Source organism: Vibrio sp. Vb1554 (genome assembly GCF_033344235.1).
The window spans coordinates 11,641-37,828 of the sequence record NZ_JAWPOJ010000012.1; the positions used below are offsets into that span (position 1 = coordinate 11,641).

The following is a 26,188-nucleotide window of genomic DNA, read 5'->3' on the forward strand; positions in this document are numbered from 1 at the left end:
GAGTTCACAGAAACTCAGAGACGGTTGCTAAATGTATTCGCTTGACTCCCCGAGTATGACTCATTCAAGCGAGTACCAAATCCAAGCTATAACGATATGGAGAACAACAAATGGCTGGTGTTTTGGGAATGATTCTTGCTGGCGGTGAAGGCTCTCGTTTGAGACCTTTAACGGAATCTCGCAGTAAACCTTCGGTACCGTTTGGTGGTAGTTATCGATTGATCGATTTTGCTCTAAACAATTTTGTTAATGCGGATCTGATGCGCATTTACGTCCTAACCCAATTTAAATCTCAATCTTTATTCCATCACTTAAAAAAGGGGTGGAACATCAACGGCATTACAGACCGCTTTATCGATCCTATTCCCGCTCAAATGCGTACTGGTAAACGTTGGTACGAAGGGACGGCGGACGCGATCTATCAAAACCTGCGTTTTATGGAATTAGAGGAACCAGAGCAAGTTTGTATTTTTGGCTCTGACCATATCTATAAGATGGATATCAAACAAATGCTGAACTTCCACTCAGAAAAGAAGGCTTCTCTGACGGTATCTGCATTGCGCATGCCACTAAAAGAGGCGTCGCAATTTGGGGTTATCGAAGTGGATAGCGAAGGTCGTATGATTGGCTTTGAAGAAAAACCAGCAAATCCGAAGTCGATTCCTGGTGATCCTGATTACGCTTTAGTTTCAATGGGTAACTATGTTTTTGAAGCTCAGGTACTGTTCTCAGAGTTGGTCGAAGATGCGGATAATGAAGCTTCATCACATGATTTTGGAAAGGACATCATTCCAAAGATGTTCCCTAGAGGTGATGTGTTCGTGTATGACTTCAGTACCAACAAAATCAGTGGCGAAAAAGAAGAGGTGTACTGGCGTGATGTCGGAACTATTGATGCGTACTGGCAAGCGCATATGGATCTGCTAGAAAAAGATGCACCATTTTCGCTGTACAACCGTAAATGGCCATTGCACACTTACTACCCACCATTGCCACCTGCGACATTTACCGACTCTGATAATGGTCGTGTGCAGATAATCGATAGTTTAGTGTGTAATGGCAGCTATGTTAGAGGCTCAAGAATCGAAAAGTCGGTGCTTGGTTTTCGCAGTAATATTGCTTCTGCTTGCGATATCAGCGAATGTATACTTCTTGGTGACGTAAAAATTGGCGAAGGCTGTGTTTTACGTCGTGTGATTGTCGACAAGGATGCTGATATTGCTCCTGGTACTCAGATTGGTGTGAATCTTCAAGAAGATAAAAAACACTTCCACGTGTCTGAGGAGGGCATTGTTGTTATTCCGAAAGGAGCTCGAGTTGGCTACTAACAACTTATCTATTCTGTTTGTAGCTTCTGAGGTTGAAGGCCTCATTAAAAGTGGTGGCTTGGCAGATGTTGCCAAGGCACTACCGGAAGCCCTTCAAAACCTACAGCAAGACGTAAGAATTACCATCCCTGCGTACAGCAGTATTGATAAACTCGCAGACGCAGAAGTTGTATTAGAAACAGAATTAACATCATGGCCGCATACGGAGTACCGAGTTTTGCGGCTCATGTTAGGTCAAAATCCTGTTTACCTGATTGATTGTCCGCCGTATTTCAATCGACCATCAATGTATGCGGAGAACAACCAAGCGTATACTGATAACGGCGAGCGCTTTGCGTTTTTTAGTGCAGCATGTCTCGACATGTTACCCAAGCTCGCCTTTCAACCTAATATCATACACGCGAACGATTGGCACACAGGTCTTGTTCCATTTTTGCTCAAGCACAGGTATGGCAATGATCCGTTTTTTGCTCATACTAAAAGCGTCATTTCAATTCACAATGCGGTCTTTAAAGGCGTATTTAGTTATGAAGACGTGCAGTGTTTGCCAGAGTTTCATTGTAGAAACGTTCCCGATGCTGCGGTGAGTGCAACGCATATTACGATGCTCAAAGCTGGTGTAATGAATGCAGATAAGATAAACGCGGTCAGCCCTACGTACGCAGAGGAACTCAAAACAGAGCTTGGCAGTCATGGAATGGCTTGGGAGTTTCAGCAACGCGCGCAGGACTTAGTTGGTATTTTGAACGGTTGTGATTACAGTGCTTGGAACCCGGAAACGGATACTTACTTGCCAGTTAATTACTGCGCCGACCAGCAAAGTATGTCGCAAGGGAAGAAAGCTTGTAAAAAAGCATTACAACAACGACTAAATTTGCCCGAAAAAAATGTAGCTATGTTCGGTATGGTTTGTCGATTGACCCAGCAGAAAGGCGTTCATTACTTGTTGCCTGCTTTGGCCGATTTTTTGAAGCACGATGTTCAGCTAGTTGTCGTTGGGACCGGAGACCCTATTCTTGCCGCTCAGCTACGAGAGGTTGCCGCGCAGTTTTCTAGCAAATTTGCCTTTGTAGAAGCGTATGACAATGAACTTGCGCATATCGTTGAAGCTGGTTCTGATTTCTTCTTGATGCCTTCTGAGTTTGAACCATGTGGCTTAAACCAAATCTATAGTATGGCTTATGGGACATTACCGATAGTACGCGGTGTTGGTGGCTTAAAGGACAGCGTTAGCGATTATGATGTAAACCCATCTGAAGCAACGGGGTTTGTTTTTTTCGAACCGACACCGCAGGCATTGTTGTTAACGATGCTAAGGGCACTGTTGCTCTACGCTCAAAACGAGCCTGAAGTGAATAAAGTACAGTTGCACGCGATGCAACAAGACTTTTGTTGGCAAAAGGCCGCAGAATCTTATTTGCAGCTTTACCACTCAGCGTTAGTTTGACTTAAAATTGTAACGAAAGGCACCGAATGAGGTGCCTTTATTATCTTGAGTAAGGGGAGTGTGGTAGGATGGCTTTTTACTCAATAGCACGATCTTTTTGATACTCAATATGACCCAGCCGCTACTTTTTCATAAAACCTATTTGCACCCTACTAGTCATGAGTGGGTTGTATTTGTGCACGGTGCTGGTGGTAGCTCTTCTATCTGGTTCAAGCAAATTAAAGCTTACAAGCAACACTTTAACTTATTGCTGATCGATTTAAGAGGTCATGGAAAGTCAAATCAGTTACTTAAAGAGCTCATTGCTAGCCGTTATACCTTTACGGAAGTTACCCAAGATATTTTGAAAGTATTGGACCATTTAAAGATCCAATCCGCTCATTTTGTCGGTATGTCGCTTGGTACTATTATTGTTCGAAACCTTGCTGAATTGTCATCAGAGCGCGTACGTTCGATGGTGCTCGGCGGTGCTGTCACAAGGCTTAACACTCGTTCTCAGATATTGGTGAAATTAGGTAATTTTTGTAAGCATATCCTACCGTACATGTGGCTCTACAAACTGTTCGCTTATATTGTTATGCCTCAAAGAAGCCAACGAGAATCTCGCCACCTTTTTATTCGCGAAGCCAAGAAGCTTTGCCAAAAAGAATTTAAACGTTGGTTTATTCTCGCCGCTGATGTAAATCCGTTAATGAAATATTTTAAAGATCGAGAGTTACCCATTCCGACTCTTTACTTAATGGGCGACAGGGATTACATGTTTATTAAACCTGTCAAAGAAATGGTTGCAGCACATAAGCTCAGCATTCTACGAGAAATCCCGAATTGTGGTCATGTATGCAATGTAGAGCGTCCAGAAGACTTCAATCAACACTCCATCGAGTTTATTAAACAGCAAGCTGTATGTGCTTAAAACTGAGTGCATCCACTGAATAGGAGAGCCGCTATAGCTCTCCTAGTTGATATCCACATTGCCAACATGCACCAAATTGCCCTTCGTTTATTTCATGACATTTTGGGCATTGCCAATCTTGATACTCATGCCTATCGGATTGTTTTCGATATGCTTTTACTATTTCTTCAGCTTTCATCTTTTGTGCAGTGTCAAAAAGCCACACATAAGGATCGGTATCATCACCAAACGGCAGTTCTCCTTTTAAGCCGAAAATACCTTCTCCACGAACTTCACAGTAAATTTGTTCCACTTTAAGCAGCTCACATACAATGTGTGCTTCTGCTGGGTTTTTAGCGATAAATATTTTCATCAAAATACCCACTTCACCAATTACGAGTTTTGCTGACTTGGTGTCGGCCTTACTTTATTCATAACCCATTTAGTGATGATTGGAAATAGTCCCAATAGCGCAAAAGACGCTAATACTGCGGGTGAAACAATGCCCGATAGGCTTTCAATTGTTGCTAATTGAGTACCTGCATTCAGATATACGGCTGTGCCTGGCAGCATACCTATTTGGCTAGTGAGATAAAATCTACCTACAGACATCGGCGTTAAGCCCATCAGTAAGTTGATTAGAAAGAAAGGGAATACAGGGATTAGACGCAAGGAAAATAGATAAAAAGCTCCGTCTTTTTCGACACCTTGATTAATTGCGTTGAGTTTATTTCCGAATTTGTTTTGTACCCAGTCACGCAATAAGTATCGGCTGCTCAAGAAGGCCAGTGTTGCCCCCATAGTGCTAGCGAAAGAAACCAGTAGCAAGCTTGTCCAAAAACCAAATAAGGCTGCACCAAGTAAGGTGACTACTGCCGCTCCTGGGATAGAAAAAGCGGTAATTGCAATGTAGGTAAAAAAGTAAATCGCAGCCGAGAATACAAAATTCTGATCGATGTATGTAGTTAGTGCTTCTTGTTGGGCTTTTGCATTCTCTAAGGTTAAATACTGGCCAAAGTTAATACCTAAAAAGACGATAGCCGCTAGTAGGATGAGACCTAAAATCAGTTTCTTATTCATAATTTTGATTCCAATTTGGGATATATGTAATAAGACAGTAGGAAAACCGAAAAAATTTCACAAAAAAACCGCAGATTAGACTGCGGTTTTACAAGATAGTTTTTAGGCCGACTTTTATTGGAGGCCGTTCATCAACTCATCTCGGCGAGCTTGAGGTACCACACTCCAATGAGTGCCGTTGATAGCACCTTCTAGTGCCCATAGCAACTCAATGTTGACGGTTGCAGAGTGCGTATCTCTTATCGCTTTATAGGCGTTAAGCGCACCTTCCTCTTCAAGCTTCTCTACGGATTCGATGCCGGCTTTTTTTAGCATGCGCTCGGTAGCCAGTCGTAAGTTAGGCAAATCTTTCAAACGGTTAGGCTTTGTACTTGCTTGCTGTTCTTTCTCAAGCTTTGCCTTTTTCAATGATTGATTCGCTACTTCGATTAAGCGTTCGCTTGATTCCCATAAATCGCTGGAAATAGCGTAGTACTTTGTAACGACTGGGAAGCCACGTTTTTTATAAACGTAAGGCTTTAGCCCTTGTTTCTCGAAGTCAGATGAAGTTTTTTGGTCTGCTCTGATATGAAGCTGATTGTTTACCACTAGTGCAAACATTGTTTCATCAGCGAATAGTCCGAAGCCACCAAACATTGAGCGCGACTTGATATTACCAAGTGCCTCAAATAGCTTCATAGAGTCTTTGAGTATCGGTTTATCCATGTTTTGTTATCTCGGTGTAATTAATATTACGCCACCAAAAGTCAGGTCCGAGAGAGTAGCAAACATGCGTAAAAACAATGTCATTACAGAGTAAAGTCATTGCTTACACACTTGCCATCGGTAACCCCGCTACCTTCCATATCGTAATATGGTTCAGGCCGGAGGCTTTGCGTCCCACTCTTTCGAATGGTTTGCCCTGTGCGTGACACAATGAGCATACTTCTTATATTGAATTAACATCACGGTTTAGCGTTAAAAGTGTGATTTCGGTTCAATAAAAATGATAGATTGAATGCTCTATTTTGCATATGGAAAGGTGTAAATTGGCCTTTGAAAAGTAGTTCTTAATATATATTACATTTATATAAAACAGGGAGTTAACGTTAGTCAATTGTTATTAGAGCAGTGTGAAGTATTAGAGAATGCTTAATTTTCCCAAAAAAATAAGCACCCCTATAGAGCGCTTATTTAACACGGTTAAATACAGTGAAATTTAGTTCATTTTTTTCACAGTATTTCGAATTACAAGCTCAGGTTGCATTTCGAAAATTCGTTTTTCGTGTTCTTTATCTTTGATACGCTCAAGTAGAATTTCGAATGCATTTTTACCAACACGACGCTTAGGTTGGTGGATAGTCGTTAGCGGTGGAGAGAAGTATTCCGCAAGCTCGATGTTGTCGTAGCCGATCACTGAAATATCTTCAGGAATTTTGATCCCGTTTTGTTGCAAGCGGCTCATTAGGCCTAGAGCCATTGTGTCGTTAAAACAGAATACCGCCGTCGGGCGCTTGTCCATTGCGGTAATTTTATCTGCAACTAATACGGCCGTATCACATTCAAAGTTACCTTCAAGGATCCAGTCTTCATTTACAGCTAGGTTCGCTTCGCTCATTGCGCGACGGAAACCTGCAATGCGCTCTTGGCAAGCAAGCTTTTCAAAATGACCGCTTAGACAAGCGATATCCGTATGACCATTGTCAATCAGATGTTTGGTTGCAATGTAGCCACCTTCTTCTGAGTTATCCATGATCTTGTCTGCTTGTGAGCTCTCTGGGCCCCAATCCATGACCACTTTAGGAATGTCCGCATGACGGTCAAGCATCTCTTTTAGTTCTTCGGTTAAGTCAGAACACATCACAAGGATGCCATCAACGCGCTTTTCAGCCAGCATACGAATGTAATCGCGTTGTTTTTCGTAAATCCCGCCTGTGTTACATAAAATCAGAGTATAGCCTTGGCGGTAACAGTAGCTCTCAACGCCATCAATCACTTCTGAGAAAAATAGGTTAGTTGATTGAGTTACTAACATGCCAATCGTACGAGTTGAGTTGCATTTTAGGCTGCGTGCAACGGCACTTGGCGCGTAATTCAGCTCGTCAACGGCTTTCATTACTTTTTCTTGCGTTGCTTCTGCAACGAAACGCGTTTTATTGATAACGTGCGAAACTGTCGTAGTGGAAACGCCGGCTAAGCGAGCAACGTCTTTTATCGTGGCCATAAATGGTGTCCTGTATCGAGCTACTGAAATATGTCGTATTGGATGTACCTGATGCTCTAATGGTTTCACACCTAGCAATCTAAAATTGGCGCTAAGTGTCTCGGCAGCGGTTGATCCAAGTGCGACAAAAGGGTGCGTAGCAGCATCGGTCGATGAATTTTATCTTTTTTCTATCTGATGAGAAATTGCCATCAACCTGTTAAGAAAACACAAAAACCGCTATATTTCAGCGGTTTACATATAAATCATATTTAATCGTTTGCGCTCACATTTTAGCCCTATGTGGACTGACTAGCAATGTTTTCAGCAAGAGATTTGTGTATTTGAAGTCACATTTTGACTGCTAAATAACCAAGCGTCTTTGCGCTAAGTTAAGGCAAACGAATATTATACCCAAGTTACTTACAATTGGTCACTTTCAGGCATACAGGAAGCCCGATAGGCAGGCTCCCTAAAAATAGGCGGCAATTATTCACCAAGAAGGTAGGCGCTGTCTAGTTTACAAAATGCAACTAATAGTTTCGCGACACTCGAGTAAAATCCAAATTCGTCGAATTTTTTACATTTGTCTGAAAACTGAGGTAACCAAGACATCAATTGTTGCTGGATAAAGTCGTTTTGTTTAACGAAGGCTTCTTCCATGTGTTTTTCTTGTTCAAGCTCGTTTGAGCGGATAATCATGTTCCCGAGAAAGTCGAGCTCAACGGCTAAGTGATCCGCAGGTTCCTTTAGGTTTTCGTCTACTTGAACGCCAAATTCAGCCATCAACTTTTCCATTTCCTCAGCTGGCTTGTCATTCAGTAAACCTGATTCACCAATGTACATGGATGCGTAAGGAAGAGCGCCGTATTTTTCTGTCTTCAAAAACAGTTCACAAAAGTCAGCTGCAAGCTCTAGTTGTGCATCTTCACGATCTTGTAACCGATTCAATGCATCAACTAGGCTATCAACAGCTGGTTTCAGCGACTCATTTTCACCTAAACCTGCGAGAAAACTGCGAATTTCAACACTGTGATAGGCTTCCAATTCTTTCTCTGTTAGTTCTTTTGCGAACAAGCTCGAAAACCACCAGTAAATTTCAGCGCGTTTTTCATTAAAAGCTTTCACTTCTTGCATTTTGGGCTCCTGAATGATGCTTCAAGTCATGCATCACAAAGTCAATTAGGGATATCCCCTAAGTGTAATCAATTAAAATGAATAGCAGTAACTATAATTGTTATGTTTTATGGTCAAAAATGACCGTTTATTAATAGCAATGGGCAAGCTTGTTTTGAATCAATAAAAACGCTAAATCTTGCGTTTTAATGTATCTATGACTAGAAATGTTACTAGTTATGAATAGAATACGTCTTGGATAATAAGAAGACAGAAAAGTGGTGTAAATGAGCTATCACGTATTAGTCGTAGAAGATGATGTTGTAACTCGTAGTAAGCTTGCGGGATATTTCCAAAATGAGGGCTACCAAGTCAGCGAAGCAGAGAGTGGCGCAGAAATGCGTGAAGTTTTGCAAGCGGGCGATGTAGACCTGATCATGCTGGATATTAACCTGCCTGGTGAAGACGGCCTGATGCTTACTCGTGAGTTACGTAGCCAATCGGATATTGGTATCATATTAGTAACAGGACGCACGGATAGCATTGATAAAATCGTAGGCCTAGAAATGGGTGCTGACGATTATGTGACAAAACCTTTTGAACTGAGAGAGCTGTTAGTTCGCGTTAAAAACTTGCTGTGGCGTATTTCAGCAGCGCGCAGTGGCAGCTCGAAAGCGAATGAAACCAGTGAAGAGCACATTGTGCGCTTTGGGGAGTGGACATTCGACATTCAACGTCGCGCACTTAGCCGCAACGGTGAGCCAGTAAAACTAACTAAAGCAGAGTATGAACTTTTGGTGGCATTATCGTCTTACCCTAACCAGGTGTTAAGTCGTGAGCGTATTTTGAACATGATCAGCCATCGAGTGGATGCGCCGAATGACCGCACCATTGATGTTCTTATTCGACGTATGCGCGCAAAAATGGAGTTCGATCCTAAGAACCCACAGATTTTTGTAACGGTACACGGCGAAGGCTATATGTTTGCTGGTGACTAGTTTGAACATAACTCAATCGTAAAAAGAAAAAGGAGAGCTTCGGCTCTCCTTTTTTGTGGCTTCAAGATAATACTAGTTTGCTTCAACCATTGGTGTTTGGCCGACAGTATCACGCAACCTTTGCCAAATACTGCCCAAGTACTCATGCCAATAAAGCTCTGTTTGTTCTAAGTAACGCGCTTTAGGTGAGTATTTATCCCAAGGTTGACTGATTTCGCTAATAGCTAAGAAGTTGGTCGGAGCTGGGATTGGTTTAATGCCTGCTGCGTTGAACTCATACAATGCACGGCTCATGTGGCTTGCAGAGGTGACTAACACAATCTCCTTTTGCTGAACGAATGCAGCCGCTTGACGTGCCTCTTCCCACGTATCCTTTGCATCCTCTAATAAAATGATATCGGATTTTGCTACACCTAAGGCTAGGGCAACGTTCGCCATCATTCTCGCGTGGCTAATTTCAGATCCGCCAGCATAGCCGGATAAGATTAATTTCGCGCCTGGATACATTCTTAAAATACGAATGCCCTCAGTTAAGCGCATTAATGCTGCACGGCTTAACTGCGAGGTGGGTGGAATTTCGTCATCGATAACATGACCATTCCCTAAAACCATCACGTAGTCGATGGTGCCAGAAACTGGCAAAAAGGCTTTATGCTCTCGCTCTAACGGCATAAGAAGCTTGGTTGAAACAGGTTGGAAGGCAACAAGAAAAATGCCAACAAAAGAGAATAGAACAACGAAGCAGCCAGTTTTACGTTTTGTAGTAAAACTAATGAGAGCAAGACCCAACAAGCCTATCAGCAGCAATGCCGGAAGGGGCATAAGCATGGCTGACACTACTTTTTTCAGCTCAAACATACATAAATAGTCCGAAAAAACATCAATTGATAATAAAAATGAGGGTATCCCTCTTTATTCCTGCTTTCCTTGTGCCAGAATAGCGGCACAATCCGTTATGATAACTCAGCAGAAGTGACAGAAGACCGCAATTTCGACGATATCGCCCACAAATTTGCAAAAAATATTTACGGCTCCGATAAAGGGGAGATCCGCCAAATCATTGTGTGGGAAGATTTTCTACAGATTCTAAGTGAATTAGATGCTGACCAGCAACCCCTAGAAGTGTTAGACGCTGGTGGTGGTTTGGCACAAATGTCGCAAAAGCTTGCTAAGCTCGGACATCGAATCGCTTTATGTGATCTATCTTCGGAAATGCTGCAGTTGGCTAAGCAGGATATTGAAAAAAACGGTTTGCTTGAGCAGTATCGCCTGATTCATTCGCCTGTCCAATCCATCGGTGAACATATTGATGGACGGGTCGATCTGGTTATGTTCCACGCTGTGATGGAGTGGCTGGTTGATCCTAAGGCCGCACTTGAAACAGTTCTAGAACAAGTAAAACCGGGAGGCATCGCATCAGTCATGTTCTACAACCACCACGGTTTAGTCTATAAAAACGTGGTTTGTGGCAACATTCCTCATATATTAGACGGCATGCCTCACCGAAAAAGATTTAAACTACAGCCGCAAAAAGGCTTAAAACCTGAAGAAGTCTACCAGTGGATAGAAAATTCAGGTTTTAATATTTGTGGCAAATCTGGTATTCGCTCATTTAGTGATTACATAGGCAATATGGAATACATGGGTGATTACGAGTTTGAAGATGTGTTGGCGCTAGAAAAACAACTTTGTCGACAAGAGCCATACCTCTCATTAGGCCGCTACATTCATGTGTGGGCTAAAAAGAACGATAAACAGGAATAACAATGAGTGAGATGACTCTCAATGCTGCAGAGCAACCAATCGATGAGCTGGTTGGCTGGGTTAAGCAGCACGATTTCTCGTTGAACCTGACCACAGAGCGATTGGCATTTTTGATAGCCATTGCCGTACTGAGTAATGAAAGGTTCGATGAAGAACTGGGTGAAGGTGAACTGCATGATGCATTTGCCATCGTCACTCGACTATTTGATGAGACCGGCGAAGCCTCCGCTTTTCGTGCGAACAATGCGATCAACGAGATGGTTAAGCAGCGTCTTATGAGCCGTTTTGTCAGTGAGATTACTGACGGAGCGAGCATTTACCGCTTGTCGCCATTAGCGATAGGAATAACCGACTACTACGTGCGTCACCGTGAGTTCTCGAAACTGCGTCTATCTATCCAGCTATCCATGGTAGCGGATGAAATGGCGAAAGCGATTGAGGCAGCACAAAAAGGTGGCACACCGGGTCACTGGAAGAAAAACGTATACGGTGTTTTAAAATATTCTGTAGGCGAAATCTTCGATCAAATTGACCTCAACCAACGTGTTATGGATGAGCAGCAACAGTCAGTGAAACAACAGATTGCTGACCTGCTTAACAAAGACTGGCGCGAAGCGATCAACAACTGTGAAGCACTTCTGTCAGAAACATCAAGCACGTTGCGTGAACTTCAAGATACGCTGCAAACCGCCAGTGATGAACTGCAAACTCAGATCCTCGATATTCAAGAAATTGTTTACGGTGACCCTGAGCTGGAGTTTATCGAAGAAGCCTTGTTTGGTCTGCAAATGAAGCTGGACCGAATCACAAGCTGGGGCCAGCAAGCGATCGACCTTTGGATTGGTTACGACCGACACGTGCACAAGTTTATTCGTACTGCAATCGATATGGATAAGAACCGTGCGTTTAGCTCGCGTCTGCGTCAATCCGTCAAAGATTACTTCGATGCGCCTTGGTATCTGACTTATGCAGATGCGGAGAGGCTTTCTGACCTTCGTGATGAGGCCCTAGTACTGCGTGATGACGAGGTAACGGGTCAAGTTCCGATGGAAGTAGAATACGAAGAGTTTCAACAAGTCAATGATGAGCTGTCTGAACGAATTGGTGACATGCTAAAAGCGCATAAAGATCAAGGCACACCAATCGATTTGAGTGTGGTACTGCGAGATTACCTTGCACAGCACCCTTACACTCATCATTTTGATTTAGCTCGCATTATCGTCGATCAAGCTGTACGTCTAGGGTATTCAGAATCGGATTACCAAGCGATTCAACCAGACTGGAAAGCAATCAACGAATTTGGGGCAAAGGTACAAGCGAATGTCATCGACCGATACTAATGAATACATGTCAGAGAATCTGGCAAAAGCAATTTCTAACCCTCTGTTCCCAGCGCTAGACAGCATGCTTCGAGCAGGGCGTCATATCTCAAGTGAAGATCTAGACAACCACGCGTTGCTGTCGGATTTCGAACTTGAGCTTTCTTCTTTCTACCAACGCTACAACACCGAATTGGTGAAAGCGCCAGAAGGTTTCTTCTATCTTCGTCCTCGTTCAACGTCTCTGATTGGCCGTAGTGTTCTTTCTGAACTGGATATGCTGGTGGGTAAGGTACTGTGTTTCCTTTATCTAAGCCCAGAGCGTCTTGCGCACGAAGGCATCTTCACTAACCAAGAGCTGTACGACGAACTGCTTGCTCTAGCAGATGAAAACAAGCTGATGAAGCTAGTGACGAACCGTGCGACTGGTTCTGACCTCGATAAAGAAAAGCTGTTTGAAAAAGTACGTACGTCACTTCGTCGTCTGCGTCGCCTAGGCATGATCATCAACATCGGTGAAACCGGTAAATTCAGCATCAGTGAAGCGGTATTCCGCTTTGGTGCCGATGTACGTATTGGCGATGACATGCGTGAAGCGCAGCTGCGTCTGATCCGTGATGGTGAAGCAGTAGTGCACACCAAAGAGCCAAGCCAAGGCAGCTTATTGTCTGAAGAAGATCAAGACGACCAAGCCCAAGAAGAAACAACAGAAGAGGGTGAAGCATGAGCATGATTGAACGCGGTAAATACCAATCGCTGACCATGGTCAACTGGAACGGCTTCTTTGCCCGTACGTTTGACATCGATGGTCTGGTCACCACGCTATCAGGTGGTAACGGTGCAGGTAAATCAACCACAATGGCGGCGTTCATCACCGCATTGATTCCTGACCAAACGCTACTGCACTTCCGTAACACGACAGAAGCAGGCAGCAGCCAATCGTCTCGCGACAAAGGTTTGTACGGTAAGCTACAGCCGGGCGCATGTTATGCGGCGCTAGACGTGGTGAACTCACGTAACCAACGCCTATTGTTTGCAGTAAAACTACAGCAAGTTGCGGGTCGTGATAAGAAAGTAGACATCAAACCGTTTGTTATTCAAGGTCTTCCAAGCCATGTGAAACCAACGGATATCTTGGTTGAAAGCGTATCTGCGACTCAAGCTCGTGTACGTCAAATCAATGAAGTAAAAGAATCAATCACAGAATTTGAAGGCGTTCAATTTAAAGCCTTCTCTTCTATCGTGGATTACCACTCGCAGATGTTCGAATTCGGTGTGATTCCGAAGAAACTGCGTAACTCTGGTGACCGTTCTAAATTCTACCGCCTGATCGAAGCATCGCTTTACGGTGGTATCTCAAGTGCGATTACCCGCTCGCTACGTGACTACCTTCTGCCACAAAACGGCGGCGTGAAAAAAGCGTTCCAAGATATGGAATCGGCGCTGCGTGAAAACCGCATGACGTTAGAAGCGATCAAAACTACGCAAGCAGACCGTGACTTGTTCAAACACTTGATTACAGAGTCGACCAACTACGTGGCAGCGGACTATATGCGCCATGCCAACGAGCGTCGTAAAAAACTAGAACAGACATTGTCTTTGCGTTCAGAGTTATTTGGTTCTCGCGAGACCTTGATTGAGCAAAACAATCTGCTTAACCGCGTTCAAGAAGAGCTGGAACTGTTGATCGAATCAGAATCTTCTTTAGAGCAAGACTACCAAGCGGCTTCTGATCACTTGCAATTGGTGCAAAACGCACTGCGCCAGCAAGAGAAGATCGAACGCTACCAAGAAGATCTTGAAGAGCTAAGTGAGCGTCTTGAAGAACAAATGATGGTCGTGGAAGAAGCGCAAGAACGCGTGATGATGGTAGAAGAGCAAGCGACCGTTGCAGAAGAAGAGGTGGATAGCCTTAAGACGCAACTTGCTGATTACCAGCAAGCTCTTGACGTTCAGCAAACTCGCGCCCTTCAATATCAACAAGCAGTTCAAGCGCTGGAGAAAGCGAAGCAGCTACTTGGCGATGACAGCCTAACGGCGGAATCGGCTCAAGCGCTTGTCTCTGAGCTTAAGAGCAAAGAATCAGAAAGCACCAATGCGTTGCTATCGGTTAAGCACAAACTGGACATGTCTTCTGCAGCGGCAGAGCAGTTTGAAACCGCGCTTAAACTGGTACAAAGCATCGTTGGTCAAGTTGAGCGCAAAGACGCGTCTGAGCATGCGAAAACTGCAATTGCGAAAGCGCGTGAGTCACAACAAATTGCACAAAACGAACAACAATGGCGAGCACAACACCGTGATCTCGAACGCAGCCTTAACCAGCAGCTTCAAGCACGTGAACTGGTTGCTGAATACAAAAAGCAATATCACGTTGAACTAACCGATGAGGTTACGTTTGAACAAGAACGTGAACGTCATGCGACGCAAATCGAATCACTAGAGATAGCTCAAGAAGAAGTTCGTGATCAGCGTGGTGAACAGCGCCGTCTAGAGCAAAACGCGGTGGCAGAAATCAGTAAGCTTGAAGCAATAGCACCAGCTTGGATTGCGGCGAACGATGCGCTAGAGAAACTGAGAGAGCAGAGCGGTGAAGAGCTTGAGGATCGCCATGCGGTAATGAACCACATGCAAGTTGTCCTTGAACAAGAAAGGGAGTTGTCTTTAGCTAAAGATAAGCTTGCTGAGCGCCGTAGCCAGCTAGACTCTGAGATTGAGCGTCTTGCTTCTCCTGGTGGTTCAAATGACCCTCGCCTGAAAGGTTTGGCAGATACGCTGGGCGGTGTATTGCTGTCTGAGATCTACGATGACATCACGATTGATGACGCGCCTTACTTCAGTGCGATGTACGGTCCGGCTCGTCACGCTATCGTTGTTTCTGACTTGTCAGGCATCGAAGAGAAACTGGTAGAGCTAGACGACTGTCCAGAAGACTTGTACATCATTGAAGGTGACATCGATGCCTTTGATGACAGCTCGTTCGATGCAGAAGAGTTAGAGGGCGCGGTTTGCGTTCGTATGAACGATCGCCAAATGCGTTACTCTCGCTTGCCTGAGATCCCATTGTTTGGCCGTGCGGCACGTGAGCAGCGTCTAGAGTTGCTGCGTAACGAACGAGAAGAAGTGGTAGAGAAACACGCAAAAGCGGCGTTTGATTCTCAGAAAATGCAGCGCTTGTACCAAGCGTTTAACCTATTTGTGTCTAACCACATTCAGGTTGCTTTTGACGCCGATCCAGAACAAGCACTGGCAACTATTCGTGATAAGCGTAACCAAATTGCTCGCGTGCTGGCGGATCTGGATGCGAAAGAGCAACAACAACGTTCTCAGCTTCAAACCAGCAAGCAAGCGTTGTCTTCTCTGGACAAGCTAGCGTCACACATGGTGCTTGTTGAAGATGAGTCATTGCAAGCGCGTTTTGATGAGCTAGAAGAGAAAATCGCTCAGCTTGCAGAGGCGAAGAACTTCTTAAGCAACCATGCAAAAGCCGTCGCGCAATTAGAGAATATTGCGTCTGCGCTTGATGCTGACCCAGAGCAATTCGATGCACTAGAAGCAGAATACAAAGCGGCAGACGAGCGGCTACAAGATCTTAAGAAGCAAATCTTTGCACTCTCGGATCTCGTTGAACGTCGTCACTACTTCGCTTACTCTGATTCAGTAGACCTACTGAACAAGAGTAGCGAACTGAGTGAGCAGTTAAAAGCTAAACTGGTTCAAGCTGAACAAATGCGTACTCGCTCTCGTGAAGAGTTGAAGCAATCGCAAGGTCAAATGAACCAATACAACCAAGTATTAGCTTCATTGAAGAGTTTACACCAAGCGAAACTGGAAACGGTTCAAGAGTTCAAACAAGAGCTTCAAGAGTTTGGCGTGAACGCTGACGAAGGTGCAGAAGAGCGCGCAATGCGTCGTCGTGACGAATTGCACGAGCGTCTACACACGTCTCGCAGCCGTAAGAGCGAATACGAGCGCACGATCACCTCTACTGAACTAGAGATGAAAGGCTTGGCAAAACGTCTGAAGAAAGTTCAGAAAGAATACGTTGAGCTGCGTACGTTCGTGGTTGCTGCGAAAGCTGGCTGGTGTTCAGTACTTCGTCTGGCGCGTGAAAACGATGTTGAGCGTCGTCTACACAAGCGTGAACTGGCTTACATGTCAGCGGATGAACTGCGTTCGATGTCGGATAAATCACTGGGTGCGCTGCGTCTAGCGGTTGCGAACAATGACGACCTGCGTGATGCGCTGCGTCTATCAGAAGACAACGCTCGCCCAGAGCGTAAAGTTCTGTTCTATATTGCTGTATACCAACACCTTCGTGAGCGTATTCGTCAGGATATCATCCGTACTGATGACCCAGTTGAAGCAATCGAAGAGATGGAAGTCGAGCTGGCGCGTCTAACGGAAGAGCTAACGCAACGTGAAAACCGTCTAGCGATCAGCTCTGAGTCGGTAGCGAGCATCATCAAGAAGACGATTCAGCGTGAGCAAAACCGTATTCGTATGCTGAATCAAGGCTTGTCGAACATTTCGTTTGGTCAGGTGAAGGGCGTACGTCTAAACGTGAAGATCCGCGAAAGTCACGAAGTGCTACTGAACGGTCTAGCGACACAACAAGAGCAGCACAAAGACCTGTTTGAATCGACTCGCTTTACTTTCTCCGAAGCAATGGCGAAGCTGTTCCAACGTGTGAACCCACATATCGATATGGGTCAACGTTCTCCTCAGGTTTTGGGTGAAGAGCTACTGGATTACCGTAACTACCTAGAGCTAAGTGTAGAAGTGAACCGTGGTACAGATGGTTGGCTACAGGCTGAGTCTGGCGCGCTATCAACAGGTGAGGCGATCGGTACTGGTCAGTCAATCCTACTGATGGTTGTTCAAAGCTGGGAAGAAGAATCACGCCGCCTGCGCAGTAAAGACATTGTGCCTTGTCGTCTGCTGTTCTTAGATGAAGCAGCGCGTCTGGATGCGAAATCGATCGCGACATTGTTCGAATTGTGTGACCGTCTGGATATGCAGCTTCTTATCGCGGCACCAGAAAACATCAGCCCAGAGAAAGGTACGACCTACAAACTGGTGCGTAAGGTGTTTAAAGACCACGAACACGTACACGTAGTGGGTCTGCGCGGTTTTGGTCAAACGGATAAGCCTAAGACCGAAGCACAAGAGATGATTGAAGAGTTTGAATCGTAAACTTCGAATCTAACAAAACGCCCGCAATGAACGCGGGCGTTTTTGTATCTGTTTACGAGGCAGGCTTCGAAATACATAAGATAAGCCGAGACTGTAGGACGGCAGTCTCGGCTTATTAACGGAACTTAATGAGGAAGCGACGTTTATTCCTCTGGAATATCGTCCCTGACTTCGATCATTTCAGCAAGCTCTTCAAGTGCTTGGACAGAAAGCTCAGACAAGCGTTGTAGGTGTTGGTCTAAGCTCTCTTGTTCTTCAAGCTCTGGTTCATCATTATTTGTTTCTTTTATTAGCATTTCCCAACCTCTCAAGTTGAGTAAGGGGAGCTCTCATCATACTCAAAAGGCAAAGTAGAAAAGAAACGATCTATGTTGATTTTGTTAGCTCGATCATTGATTCAACTTATATATGAGAAGGATGTGTTTAATAAGGAGAGCAAGTGCAAGGTTTTTGGATGCGGGAACAAAAACGCCAGTAATCATGACAATTACTGGCGAGTAATAACGAACATTAGGTCGGAGGGTTAGAACAACGGCTTCACACCGAACTGCTCTGCTGCGTAAGCGACGCGTTCAATCGGTTTTGGATACTCAGCAGGTGTGCCAAGGCTCTCTATGTGTTTCAAACGAGGAAGCAAGCCTGCACCATTAGCGATTTGGATTGCCAGACCAGGGCGAGCGTTAAGCTCTAAAACCATAGGTCCTTCATCTTTATCCAGCACCATATCCGTACCCATGTATCCCAAACCTGTCATTTCCCAGGCACTTGACGCAAGCTCCAGCAAGCGCTCCCAATGCGGTACTTGAAGGGTCGAAAGGTCTTTACCTGTATCAGGGTGATGAGTCACTGGATGATCGAACTGCACCGCTCTGACGGCTTTACCTGTCGCGATGTCAATGCCTACTCCTACGGCACCTTGGTGAAGGTTTGCTTTGCCGTCGGAAGCCGCTGTAGAACAGCGCATCATCGCCATAACTGGATAACCTTTAAATACGATGATCCGAACATCTGGTACGCCTTCATAACTGAAGCCATCAAAACAGTCATCAAACTTGATTAAGTTTTCAACCACAGCAACGTCATTTTTACCACCAAGAGAGAAAAGGCCAGCAAGCGCATTACTAATGTGACGCTCGACCTCATCCCTACCAATTGTAGAGCCGGAGGGTTTGGTATATACCCCGTTTTTGTGAGACGTAACAACCAGAATGCCTTTACCGCCACTACCTTGTGCAGGTTTGATTACAAAACCAGGCCAGTTCTCAACCATTTTGTGGATAGTCTTAACTTCAGCTTGGTTATGAATGACACCGATCAGGGCAGGAACTGTTGCTCCTGCTGCCTGTGCAATAATTTTGGTCTTTAGCTTGTCATCGACAAGTGGGTATTTAGAACGATCATTGTAACGGCCAATATAGCTGTGGTTACGCTTGTTCATCCCCATAATGCCTTTATGGCGAAGCTTAGACGGCGAAGTAAAACTTTCGAACATCGTTTAGTCCTCCGCTAGTGGTTTGAAGCGTCGTAGCTCAGTGAGGCGGTAACCTGTGTAAGTACCTAGTAATAGAATACCGGCCAGAACAATCAACTGTAGACCAATGAAGTTAAAGGTTAAGTGTTGAATGTATGAGTTCGTCATTGCAAGGTAAACTAATACCGCTGTCAGCAATGAACCACCACCTTGCAGAGCAACTTCCTTCGCACCTTCTTCTTCCCATAGGATTGACATACGTTCAATCGTCCAAGACAAGATGATCATAGGGAAGAAGGTAATTGTTAGGCCTTCCGTTAAGCCCATCTTAAACGCAACAACGGTGAACACCGAGATGATCATGATAACGGTAATAATGACCGCAGATATCCTTGCTACCAGCAATAAGTTCAACCTAGACAAATAGCTTCGAATAATCAGGCCTGTACCTACGATTAGCAAGAAACCGACAATACCAGTTAATAGTTGAGTTTGAACAAAAGCAACGGCAATCAACACCGGCATGAAGGTACCGGATGTTTTCAGGCCGATAATCACACGCAAGAACACAACGATCAGAGCACCGATAGGGATGAGCATGATGGTTTTGAACATCGCTTGCTCTTCCAAAGGTAAGCTATGAATTGAAATATTCAGTAATCCATCTGCTTCTATTTTGTTGTTTGTAGCTTGTTGTGGTGTCATTTCTTGCTTAATCATCGAGAAATGCACTTGGCTATTTTTACCACCAACAAGGTCAAGTAAGGATACGTTTGATTCATCCCACACTAACAAGTTGGGTTTCACTGCTTTTTGTTCGGATTTTGGTGAAAACAGTACCCAATCTTTACCTGACCAAACCTGAACCATTGGTTGAATTGTTTGGCGTCGACGACCATCTTCTAGTTCGATAACACCGACGGTTTTGCTCTGTATACCTGCGGTAAGCAAAATGTTATGCAGTGCATCAGTACGGCTGAAATCGTTCAGTAGTAGCGACGAGTTTTGGCTATCAGGGTCATTAAGCGCTTTGATAAGCTCACGAGTAAACGTCACATTATCGGCTGAGCGACTCATCGCACGTTCGATAAGGGCATTTGCCGCTGCTGCTTGTGGCGCTGAAAGCGTTGGTGGCGTAATGTCTTCCGTTGGCGGTAAAGGAGTGACTTTAGCCTGAGGGTCTACTAAGAACTGGGCTTTGTAGTATATGGTTTGTGGCCCTTGAGCTTGGCGAATTGACCATTCTGCACGACGGCCTGAATCGTCATTGATGTAGGAAACGCCATAACCTGATGAGGAAGCAGATTCACCGATAAGTGTGTAACCACTTTGCGTATGAGGTGCTGCAAGTGACGCTTTTACTTCGTTGCCGTTAGCATTGAACTCAATACGAGCTTCTACATCCCACACCTGGCGAGTTTCGCCTGGCGTCCAAGGCACGCCGTAGTTTTCATGTCTGAAAACACTCAGAGCAATGCCCGCAATCACCAATAAGATGATAGAAAGGTAAAACGGTATTTTTGACGTCATAATCTACCTTATTATTTTTTATCTTCGTCCGTTTGGATATAGGTACGACTTACATCGACAAGTGCTATGTCGCGCATAAATTCTCTACCCAGTAAAATAGGATGGTTCATATGTGAGCGATCTGCCAACGTAAATTGCGCTTTTTCATGAATTTTTCCAACGCGCACCCAAAGTTCTACCACAGCGCGGCGTTCTAACTCTTCACTGGTAACCTGGCGGATTTTGACGTAGCGAATGACAGGAGCTTCGATCCAAGTACTTTTCTCTTCTTCGGATTTACTGGTGTCTGCTAAGTGGAATCGGACCCATTTTTTGCCATTTCTTTCGAACTCTTCAATATCAACGGCATTTAAAGACGACGTCGCGGCACCAGTGTCGATACGTGCATCAAAAGTTTGCTTAATCGACTCTACAGTGACCTTTTCGATAGAGCCAAGGACAATATCGTGAGTTGGGGTTGGTTCCACAGGAGCGGGAGATTGGACAATAATCGGCTCTTTCGGTTTTTTTACTTCTGCCATTGCTTCATCGCGAAATGTAAGAAGTTCAACCTGTAGCTTATCGACTTGTTCTTCAAGGCTGTCGATATAGTCCGATTGGTTGCTGAGCTGTAGCTCTAGGTTGGTAATGCGATTATTGACATTCGCTTCTGAATTTTGAATCGCCGCTAACGTTTCTTGGTGGTACTGTTCGCCTTTGGTTAGTGAGCATCCAGATAGTAAGGCGATGGCAACAATCGGGGTCAATCGTAATAACATTGAAAACCTTGGGATTGGATTAAGTTGTTTATTTTTTAGGAGTTTAGCTTATATCGATAAAGCCTCACAAGTAAGAATGTTTCTCTATTACTTATTGTTTGAGGAATAGTGATGAAAAGCCAAAAATCAAGGACATAAAAGCGCATCCTTATTTAGAGCGTGCTTATATTTTGACGTGACAAATGGATTCAAAAAACAAACTCGCTCATTACGAGGAAAGAGGGTAATGTCTTAACTCGTAAAATGAGTTAAGACAATGTCAGGAATCTCAGCGAATTATGATTTGCGAGCGACAAGAACCGCGCGGCGAGGGGCAGGGTAGCCTTCTACAGTTTTGCTTGGGTCGTTCGGATCTAAGTAGTCAGGTAGAGAGTTATGCGTCATCCAATCTGTGGTACGTTGTTCGTCTACGGACGTGATGTTTTCATCAACGATACGAACATCTTCAAAACCGACCAATTCTAGCCACACTTTTAGGGCTTTTGCTGAAGGGAAGAAATAGACATTACGCATTTGCGCGTAACGAGAAGTCGGGACCAGTACTGCATTCTCATCACCTTCAATCACGAGTGTTTCCAATACGAGTTCACCTCCAGATACCAATTGATCTTTTAGTTGCACTAAATGATCGAGAGGCGAGCGGCGATGGTAAAGCACGCCCATGCTGAATACCGTATCGAACGCTTCTAACTTAGGTAGTTGTTCAATACCCAATGGCAATAGGTGTGCACGTTGGTCATCGCCCATTAGTTTACGAATTGCTTCGAACTGAATTAGAAACAGGTGAGATGGATCGATACCGACAGTTAAGCGTGCACCTTCACCTAGCATGCGCCACATGTGGTAGCCGTTACCACAACCTACATCGAGTACGCTGCGATTCTTTAATGGAGAAATATGTGGAAGCACGCGGTCCCATTTCCAATCACTGCGCCACTCAGTATCAATATGGATGCCGTGTACGTGGTATGGGCCTTTGCGCCAAGGATGGAATGTACGAAGTAAGCTTTCTAGCTTTTTAAGTTCCCCTTGAGGCATCGGCTCATTGTTTGAAATCGTGACAGAATCAACAATGTCGATGTTGTCCGGTCTACCCGCTGGGATTTTGTTCAGGGCTTTCAACCAGCGACCAAAGTCACCGTGCTCTGCATTTTGCCAATCCGTTAGCTGTTGTGGAAGCACATTAAGCCAAGGTTGAAGACGAGTGTCTTGGGCAATCAATTGGTAGAAATTTGCAAAGTTAAACATAGTTAGTCATCGCTGAGTTGATGGGTATAAATTATTAACAAAAGCCGAAATCGGTATGGTTCAGGCTTGGTATGCATGGTCTATTTAATCGCGAACATGGAGCCGAAGTTAAAGCATTGGAACCAAACGTCGTAGCTAGAAAAGCCAATTTTAGCGAAACGCTCTTTATGTTCTTTCTTTGAATCTGGGCGCATTACGTTTTCTATCGCGCTGCGCTTTTGGCTGATTTCTAGTTCGCTATAACCATTCGCACGTTTAAAGTCGTGGTGAAGGTCAATTAACAGTTCGTTCGACACTTCATCTTCGAAGACGAACTTCTCCGATAGAATCAAAATGCCGCCCGGACGAAGGCCAGCGTAAATTTTTTCGAGCAAGGAGTAACGATCTTCTGGAGAGAGGAATTGCAAAGTGAAGTTCAACACCACCACTGACGCGTTTTCAATTTCGATATTGCGAATGTCTGCTTCTACTACATCCACAGGAGTGTCACTGCGGTAAGCGTTGACGTGAAGTTTACAACGCTCAACCATCGCAGGAGAGTTGTCCACTGCGATGATTTGGCAACCTTCTTGTTTGATATGGCGACGCATAGACAATGTTGCAGCACCCAAAGAACAGCCAAGGTCATAGATGTTTGAGTGAGGTTTTACAAAACGCTCTGCCAGCATACCGATTGCAGAAATAATATTGCTGTAACCCGGTACCGATCGTTGAATCATGTCAGGAAATACTTCCGCTACGCGTTCATCGAACGTGAAATCCCCAATTTTATCGATTGGAGCCGAAAAAATAGTATCTGGATTGCTCTTAGGGTTCATAACTAAGTCTCTGCATACAAGCCGCCTGAAAATGTCAGGCACCAAAAAAGGCGCGTATTTTATGGGAATTTCGCGCCTCTGTCATGTGTTGCGTTAGAACATCTGTAACTGCGAGTTGCCATCGTCAGCTGGGAAAGGTGATAACTCAGGGAGTGTGATACGCTTTTGTATGTCTTTATATAGGTTTGCGGCCAACTCTGGCGCAATTATATTGTCTGCGGTATGGATCATGACATATGGCTGTTTACCTTCGGCAATCCATTGTGGCAACTTGTTGAGCCATGGTTTAAAAAACTCGTAATTTTGTTGTTCTTCTGGATGACCAATAAAGCGAATCAAAGGATGTGAAGCGGTAGCAATGGCGTGAACAGGGACTCGTGGTTTTTTCATTTGTGCATCAATAATCGCCTCATTGTCGGGCTTAGCGGCAAAGACTGGGCGGCTATCCATAATAATGCGGTCAATATTATTCTCTACTAACCATTGGTTAAGTGCTCGCTCTTCTTCGCCTTTGGAGAAAAATGCCATATGGCGAACCTCAACACCGAGAGGGAAGTTAGGTGGAAAGCTCGCGCAGAACTTTTTCAGTCGATCAAGGTGCTCAGGACCGAATGCGGCTGGTAATTGAATTGTCCATTGCCCCACACGATCATGCAAAGGCTCCATGACTTTCATGAAGTCTCTCAGTTGTTCGCTGCAACCTCTTAGCATTTGGTCATGAGTAATGGCTTTAGGAAGTTTGAAAGTAAAGCGAAAATCATCGTGGGTTGCGGTTCTCCAGTTTTGCACTGTATTGAGCGTCGGTGTGGCATAAAATGTCGTGTTGCCTTCCACGGTATGAAACACTTGCGCATACCTTTCTAAACGTTCAGCGGGCTTTGTCCCGCTGCCGTAAAAACTTTGTTGCCATTGGTTGTGTGACCACATTGTCAATCCAAGTCGAAGAGGTAAGTTATCCATTATTCTTTACTGCTTGATACTCGTGTGAATACTTTACGAGAGTTTTGCTGAAATAGGTAATTTCACGCTATAATCCTCCCCAATTTTTTCGCTTTGGTGCGCTTTTGAACATTTGTTGTACTAAAAAGCACCAGTGAATGATAAAACACACGTAATTGTATGTTGAGTAGTCGATTTTCGTGGACATTCAGCGTATAACTGAATCTTTACTCTGCTTAGCAATGAGGCTGACAGAGCGTAGTTAACAACATTTGAGAGATTGGGAAATTCATTATGCGTACCCATTACTGTGGTCACCTGAACAAGTCCCTTGCAGGACAAACTGTAGAACTTTGCGGCTGGGTTAACCGTCGTCGTGATTTAGGCGGTCTTATTTTTATTGATATGCGAGATCGCGAAGGTATCGTTCAGGTAGTTGTTGATCCAGATATGGCGGATGCGTATGAAGTGGCGAACACACTTCGTAATGAATTCTGTATCAAACTAACGGGTGAAGTGCGCGTTCGCCCAGAGAGCCAAGCAAACAAAGACATGGCAACAGGTGAAGTCGAGATCCTTGCGAAAGGTCTTGAAATCATCAACCGTTCTGATGTTCTGCCTCTAGACTTCAACCAAAAGAACTCTGAAGAGCAACGTCTGAAGTACCGTTACCTAGATCTACGTCGTCCTGAAATGAGCGATCGCATCAAGCTACGTGCTAAAGCGTCTAGCTTTGTTCGTCGTTTCCTAGACGACAACGGCTTCCTAGACATTGAAACTCCAGTACTAACCAAAGCGACACCAGAAGGTGCGCGTGACTACCTAGTACCTAGCCGTGTTCACAAAGGCAGCTTCTACGCGCTTCCTCAGTCTCCACAGCTATTCAAACAACTTCTAATGATGTCTGGTTTTGACCGTTACTACCAAATCGTTAAGTGTTTCCGTGATGAAGACTTGCGTGCTGACCGTCAACCAGAATTCACTCAGATCGATATCGAAACGTCATTCATGACGGCTGACCAAGTTCGTGCAACGACTGAGAAAATGGTTCGTGAAATGTGGCAAGAGCTACTAAACGTTGACCTAGGTGAATTCCCAGTAATGCCGTTCAGCGAAGCGATTCGTCGTTTCGGTTCGGACAAGCCAGACCTACGTAACCCACTGGAACTAGTAGACGTTGCTGACCTAGTGAAAGACGTTGAGTTCAAAGTATTCTCAGGTCCAGCAAACGACGAAAAAGGCCGCGTTGCCGTTATTCGCGTTCCAGGTGGCGCTTCTCTGACTCGTAAGCAAATTGATGGCTACGGTGAATTCGTTGGCATCTACGGTGCGAAAGGTCTAGCTTGGATGAAGGTTAATGACCGTGCAGCGGGCATGGAAGGTATCCAATCTCCAGTCGCTAAGTTCCTAAATGAAGACGTGATCAACGGCATTCTAGATCGTACTCAATCGGAATCTGGTGACATTATCCTATTTGGCGCTGATAAAGCGGGTATCGTTGCAGAAGCAATGGGTGCGCTACGTTTGAAACTAGGTAAAGACCTAGAGCTAACGGATGAGTCTGCATGGGCTCCACTATGGGTTGTTGACTTCCCAATGTTCGAAGAAGATGACGAAGGCAACCTACACGCGATGCACCACCCATTCACATCGCCTCTAGGTGTGACTGCAGAAGAGCTAAAAGCAAACCCTGCTGCGGCAAATTCTAACGCTTACGATATGGTTCTAAATGGCTACGAAGTGGGCGGCGGCTCTGTTCGTATCCACAACGCAGATATGCAAGAAGCCGTATTTGATATTCTAGGCATCACACCTGAAGAGCAACAGCTTAAGTTCGGCTTCCTGCTTGATGCGCTGAAATTCGGTACGCCTCCACATGCTGGTCTTGCATTTGGTCTAGACCGTCTAGTAATGCTGCTATGTGGCACAGAGAACATCCGTGATGTTATCGCGTTCCCTAAAACAACAGCAGCGGCGTGTCTACTAACAGACGCACCAAGTATTGCGAACCCAGCAGCGCTAGAAGAGCTAGCCATCGCAGTAACTGCAGCGAAAGAAAAAGACGCAGAATAAGCGCACAACATTTGAAGAAAACTCCCGCAACT

Annotated in this window: 22 protein-coding genes and 1 riboswitch; of the genes, 9 read left to right on the forward strand and 13 right to left on the reverse strand. The window is 44.7% G+C overall.

What is annotated here, in order from left to right; translation table 11 throughout:
* Window positions 1–110: 110 nt before the first annotated feature.
* The 3 genes from glgC (at window position 111) to R8N28_RS11995 (ending at window position 3,688) form a co-directional block, all read left to right on the forward strand.
* Window positions 111–1,328: a glucose-1-phosphate adenylyltransferase gene (glgC, locus tag R8N28_RS11985; RefSeq protein ID WP_005378352.1), complete on the forward strand. Its 1,218-nt coding sequence runs from the start codon at window positions 111–113 to the stop codon at window positions 1,326–1,328.
* Window positions 1,318–2,775: a glycogen synthase GlgA gene (gene glgA / locus R8N28_RS11990; RefSeq protein ID WP_033905051.1), complete on the forward strand. Its 1,458-nt coding sequence runs from the start codon at window positions 1,318–1,320 to the stop codon at window positions 2,773–2,775. The genes glgC and glgA overlap by 11 nt, the downstream gene beginning before the upstream one ends.
* Before the next feature lie 109 nt (window positions 2,776–2,884).
* On the forward strand, window positions 2,885–3,688 hold the full coding sequence (locus tag R8N28_RS11995) for an alpha/beta fold hydrolase (RefSeq protein ID WP_005387891.1): 804 nt from the start codon (window positions 2,885–2,887) through the stop codon (window positions 3,686–3,688).
* 31 nt (window positions 3,689–3,719) lie between these two features.
* On the opposite strand, the gene R8N28_RS12000 is transcribed toward R8N28_RS11995, so the two are convergent.
* The 5 genes from R8N28_RS12000 to torD form a co-directional block, all read right to left on the reverse strand.
* Window positions 3,720–4,040 carry a DUF2007 domain-containing protein gene (locus tag R8N28_RS12000; RefSeq protein ID WP_017820033.1) on the reverse strand — a complete coding sequence of 107 codons (321 nt, stop codon included), beginning with the start codon at window positions 4,038–4,040 and terminating at the stop codon, window positions 3,720–3,722.
* Between the two features lie 20 nt (window positions 4,041–4,060).
* Window positions 4,061–4,747 (reverse strand): TVP38/TMEM64 family protein, encoded by a 687-nt coding sequence (locus R8N28_RS12005; protein WP_005378366.1) that lies wholly within the window; start codon window positions 4,745–4,747, stop codon window positions 4,061–4,063.
* Window positions 4,748–4,861: 114 nt separating this feature from the next.
* Window positions 4,862–5,452: a TfoX/Sxy family DNA transformation protein gene (locus R8N28_RS12010; RefSeq protein WP_005378367.1), complete on the reverse strand. Its 591-nt coding sequence runs from the start codon at window positions 5,450–5,452 to the stop codon at window positions 4,862–4,864.
* 116 nt (window positions 5,453–5,568) lie between these two features.
* A riboswitch (cyclic di-GMP riboswitch) is annotated at window positions 5,569–5,658 on the reverse strand.
* A gap of 287 nt (window positions 5,659–5,945) precedes the next feature.
* Window positions 5,946–6,950 carry an HTH-type transcriptional repressor PurR gene (gene purR / locus R8N28_RS12015; protein ID WP_005378368.1) on the reverse strand — a complete coding sequence of 335 codons (1,005 nt, stop codon included), beginning with the start codon at window positions 6,948–6,950 and terminating at the stop codon, window positions 5,946–5,948.
* A 468-nt stretch (window positions 6,951–7,418) separates the two neighbouring features.
* Entirely contained in the window at window positions 7,419–8,066 is a 648-nt protein-coding gene (gene torD, locus R8N28_RS12020) for a molecular chaperone TorD (RefSeq protein WP_005378369.1), read from the reverse strand.
* A gap of 266 nt (window positions 8,067–8,332) precedes the next feature.
* Here torD and torR point away from each other — a divergent pair, with 266 nt between their 5' ends.
* Window positions 8,333–9,043 carry a two-component system response regulator TorR gene (torR, locus tag R8N28_RS12025; protein ID WP_005378370.1) on the forward strand — a complete coding sequence of 237 codons (711 nt, stop codon included), beginning with the start codon at window positions 8,333–8,335 and terminating at the stop codon, window positions 9,041–9,043.
* A 72-nt stretch (window positions 9,044–9,115) separates the two neighbouring features.
* Here torR and elyC read toward each other — a convergent pair whose 3' ends face one another.
* Window positions 9,116–9,901, reverse strand: a complete 786-nt coding sequence (gene elyC / locus R8N28_RS12030) for an envelope biogenesis factor ElyC (RefSeq protein WP_005387893.1) — start codon at window positions 9,899–9,901, stop codon at window positions 9,116–9,118.
* A 114-nt stretch (window positions 9,902–10,015) separates the two neighbouring features.
* Here elyC and cmoM point away from each other — a divergent pair, with 114 nt between their 5' ends.
* The 4 genes from cmoM to mukB are packed head-to-tail and all read left to right on the forward strand — an operon-like array spanning window position 10,016 to window position 17,319.
* Window positions 10,016–10,807 carry a tRNA uridine 5-oxyacetic acid(34) methyltransferase CmoM gene (cmoM, locus tag R8N28_RS12035; protein WP_262635329.1) on the forward strand — a complete coding sequence of 264 codons (792 nt, stop codon included), beginning with the start codon at window positions 10,016–10,018 and terminating at the stop codon, window positions 10,805–10,807.
* Window positions 10,808–10,809: 2 nt separating this feature from the next.
* The gene (gene mukF, locus R8N28_RS12040; protein WP_065274303.1) at window positions 10,810–12,147 is read left to right on the forward strand and encodes a chromosome partition protein MukF; all 1,338 of its coding nucleotides are present in this window, start codon (window positions 10,810–10,812) and stop codon (window positions 12,145–12,147) included.
* Window positions 12,128–12,853 (forward strand): chromosome partition protein MukE, encoded by a 726-nt coding sequence (gene mukE / locus R8N28_RS12045; protein WP_005378379.1) that lies wholly within the window; start codon window positions 12,128–12,130, stop codon window positions 12,851–12,853. Before mukF ends, mukE begins: the two co-directional genes overlap by 20 nt.
* 2 nt (window positions 12,854–12,855) lie before the next feature.
* Window positions 12,856–17,319, forward strand: a complete 4,464-nt coding sequence (mukB, locus tag R8N28_RS12050) for a chromosome partition protein MukB (RefSeq protein WP_065275057.1) — start codon at window positions 12,856–12,858, stop codon at window positions 17,317–17,319.
* Between the two features lie 143 nt (window positions 17,320–17,462).
* Here mukB and R8N28_RS12055 read toward each other — a convergent pair whose 3' ends face one another.
* From R8N28_RS12055 to R8N28_RS12085, 7 genes are all read right to left on the reverse strand, one after another.
* Window positions 17,463–17,615 carry a hypothetical protein gene (locus R8N28_RS12055; protein WP_005378381.1) on the reverse strand — a complete coding sequence of 51 codons (153 nt, stop codon included), beginning with the start codon at window positions 17,613–17,615 and terminating at the stop codon, window positions 17,463–17,465.
* Between the two features lie 227 nt (window positions 17,616–17,842).
* Window positions 17,843–18,811 carry an alpha-L-glutamate ligase-like protein gene (locus tag R8N28_RS12060; RefSeq protein WP_005378387.1) on the reverse strand — a complete coding sequence of 323 codons (969 nt, stop codon included), beginning with the start codon at window positions 18,809–18,811 and terminating at the stop codon, window positions 17,843–17,845.
* A gap of 3 nt (window positions 18,812–18,814) precedes the next feature.
* Entirely contained in the window at window positions 18,815–20,320 is a 1,506-nt protein-coding gene (locus R8N28_RS12065; RefSeq protein ID WP_005378389.1) for an inactive transglutaminase family protein, read from the reverse strand.
* Between the two features lie 11 nt (window positions 20,321–20,331).
* Window positions 20,332–21,078, reverse strand: a complete 747-nt coding sequence (locus R8N28_RS12070; RefSeq protein WP_005378391.1) for an ATP-dependent zinc protease — start codon at window positions 21,076–21,078, stop codon at window positions 20,332–20,334.
* Window positions 21,079–21,354: 276 nt separating this feature from the next.
* Window positions 21,355–22,326: a tRNA 5-methoxyuridine(34)/uridine 5-oxyacetic acid(34) synthase CmoB gene (gene cmoB / locus R8N28_RS12075; RefSeq protein ID WP_005387902.1), complete on the reverse strand. Its 972-nt coding sequence runs from the start codon at window positions 22,324–22,326 to the stop codon at window positions 21,355–21,357.
* 80 nt (window positions 22,327–22,406) lie between these two features.
* Window positions 22,407–23,144, reverse strand: a complete 738-nt coding sequence (gene cmoA / locus R8N28_RS12080; protein ID WP_017635063.1) for a carboxy-S-adenosyl-L-methionine synthase CmoA — start codon at window positions 23,142–23,144, stop codon at window positions 22,407–22,409.
* Window positions 23,145–23,237: 93 nt separating this feature from the next.
* A complete protein-coding gene (locus tag R8N28_RS12085) occupies window positions 23,238–24,071 on the reverse strand; it encodes a DUF72 domain-containing protein (protein WP_230850612.1) in 834 nt (277 codons plus the stop codon).
* A gap of 306 nt (window positions 24,072–24,377) precedes the next feature.
* Here R8N28_RS12085 and aspS point away from each other — a divergent pair, with 306 nt between their 5' ends.
* A complete protein-coding gene (gene aspS, locus R8N28_RS12090) occupies window positions 24,378–26,156 on the forward strand; it encodes an aspartate--tRNA ligase (protein WP_065274304.1) in 1,779 nt (592 codons plus the stop codon).
* Window positions 26,157–26,188 lie beyond the last annotated feature (32 nt).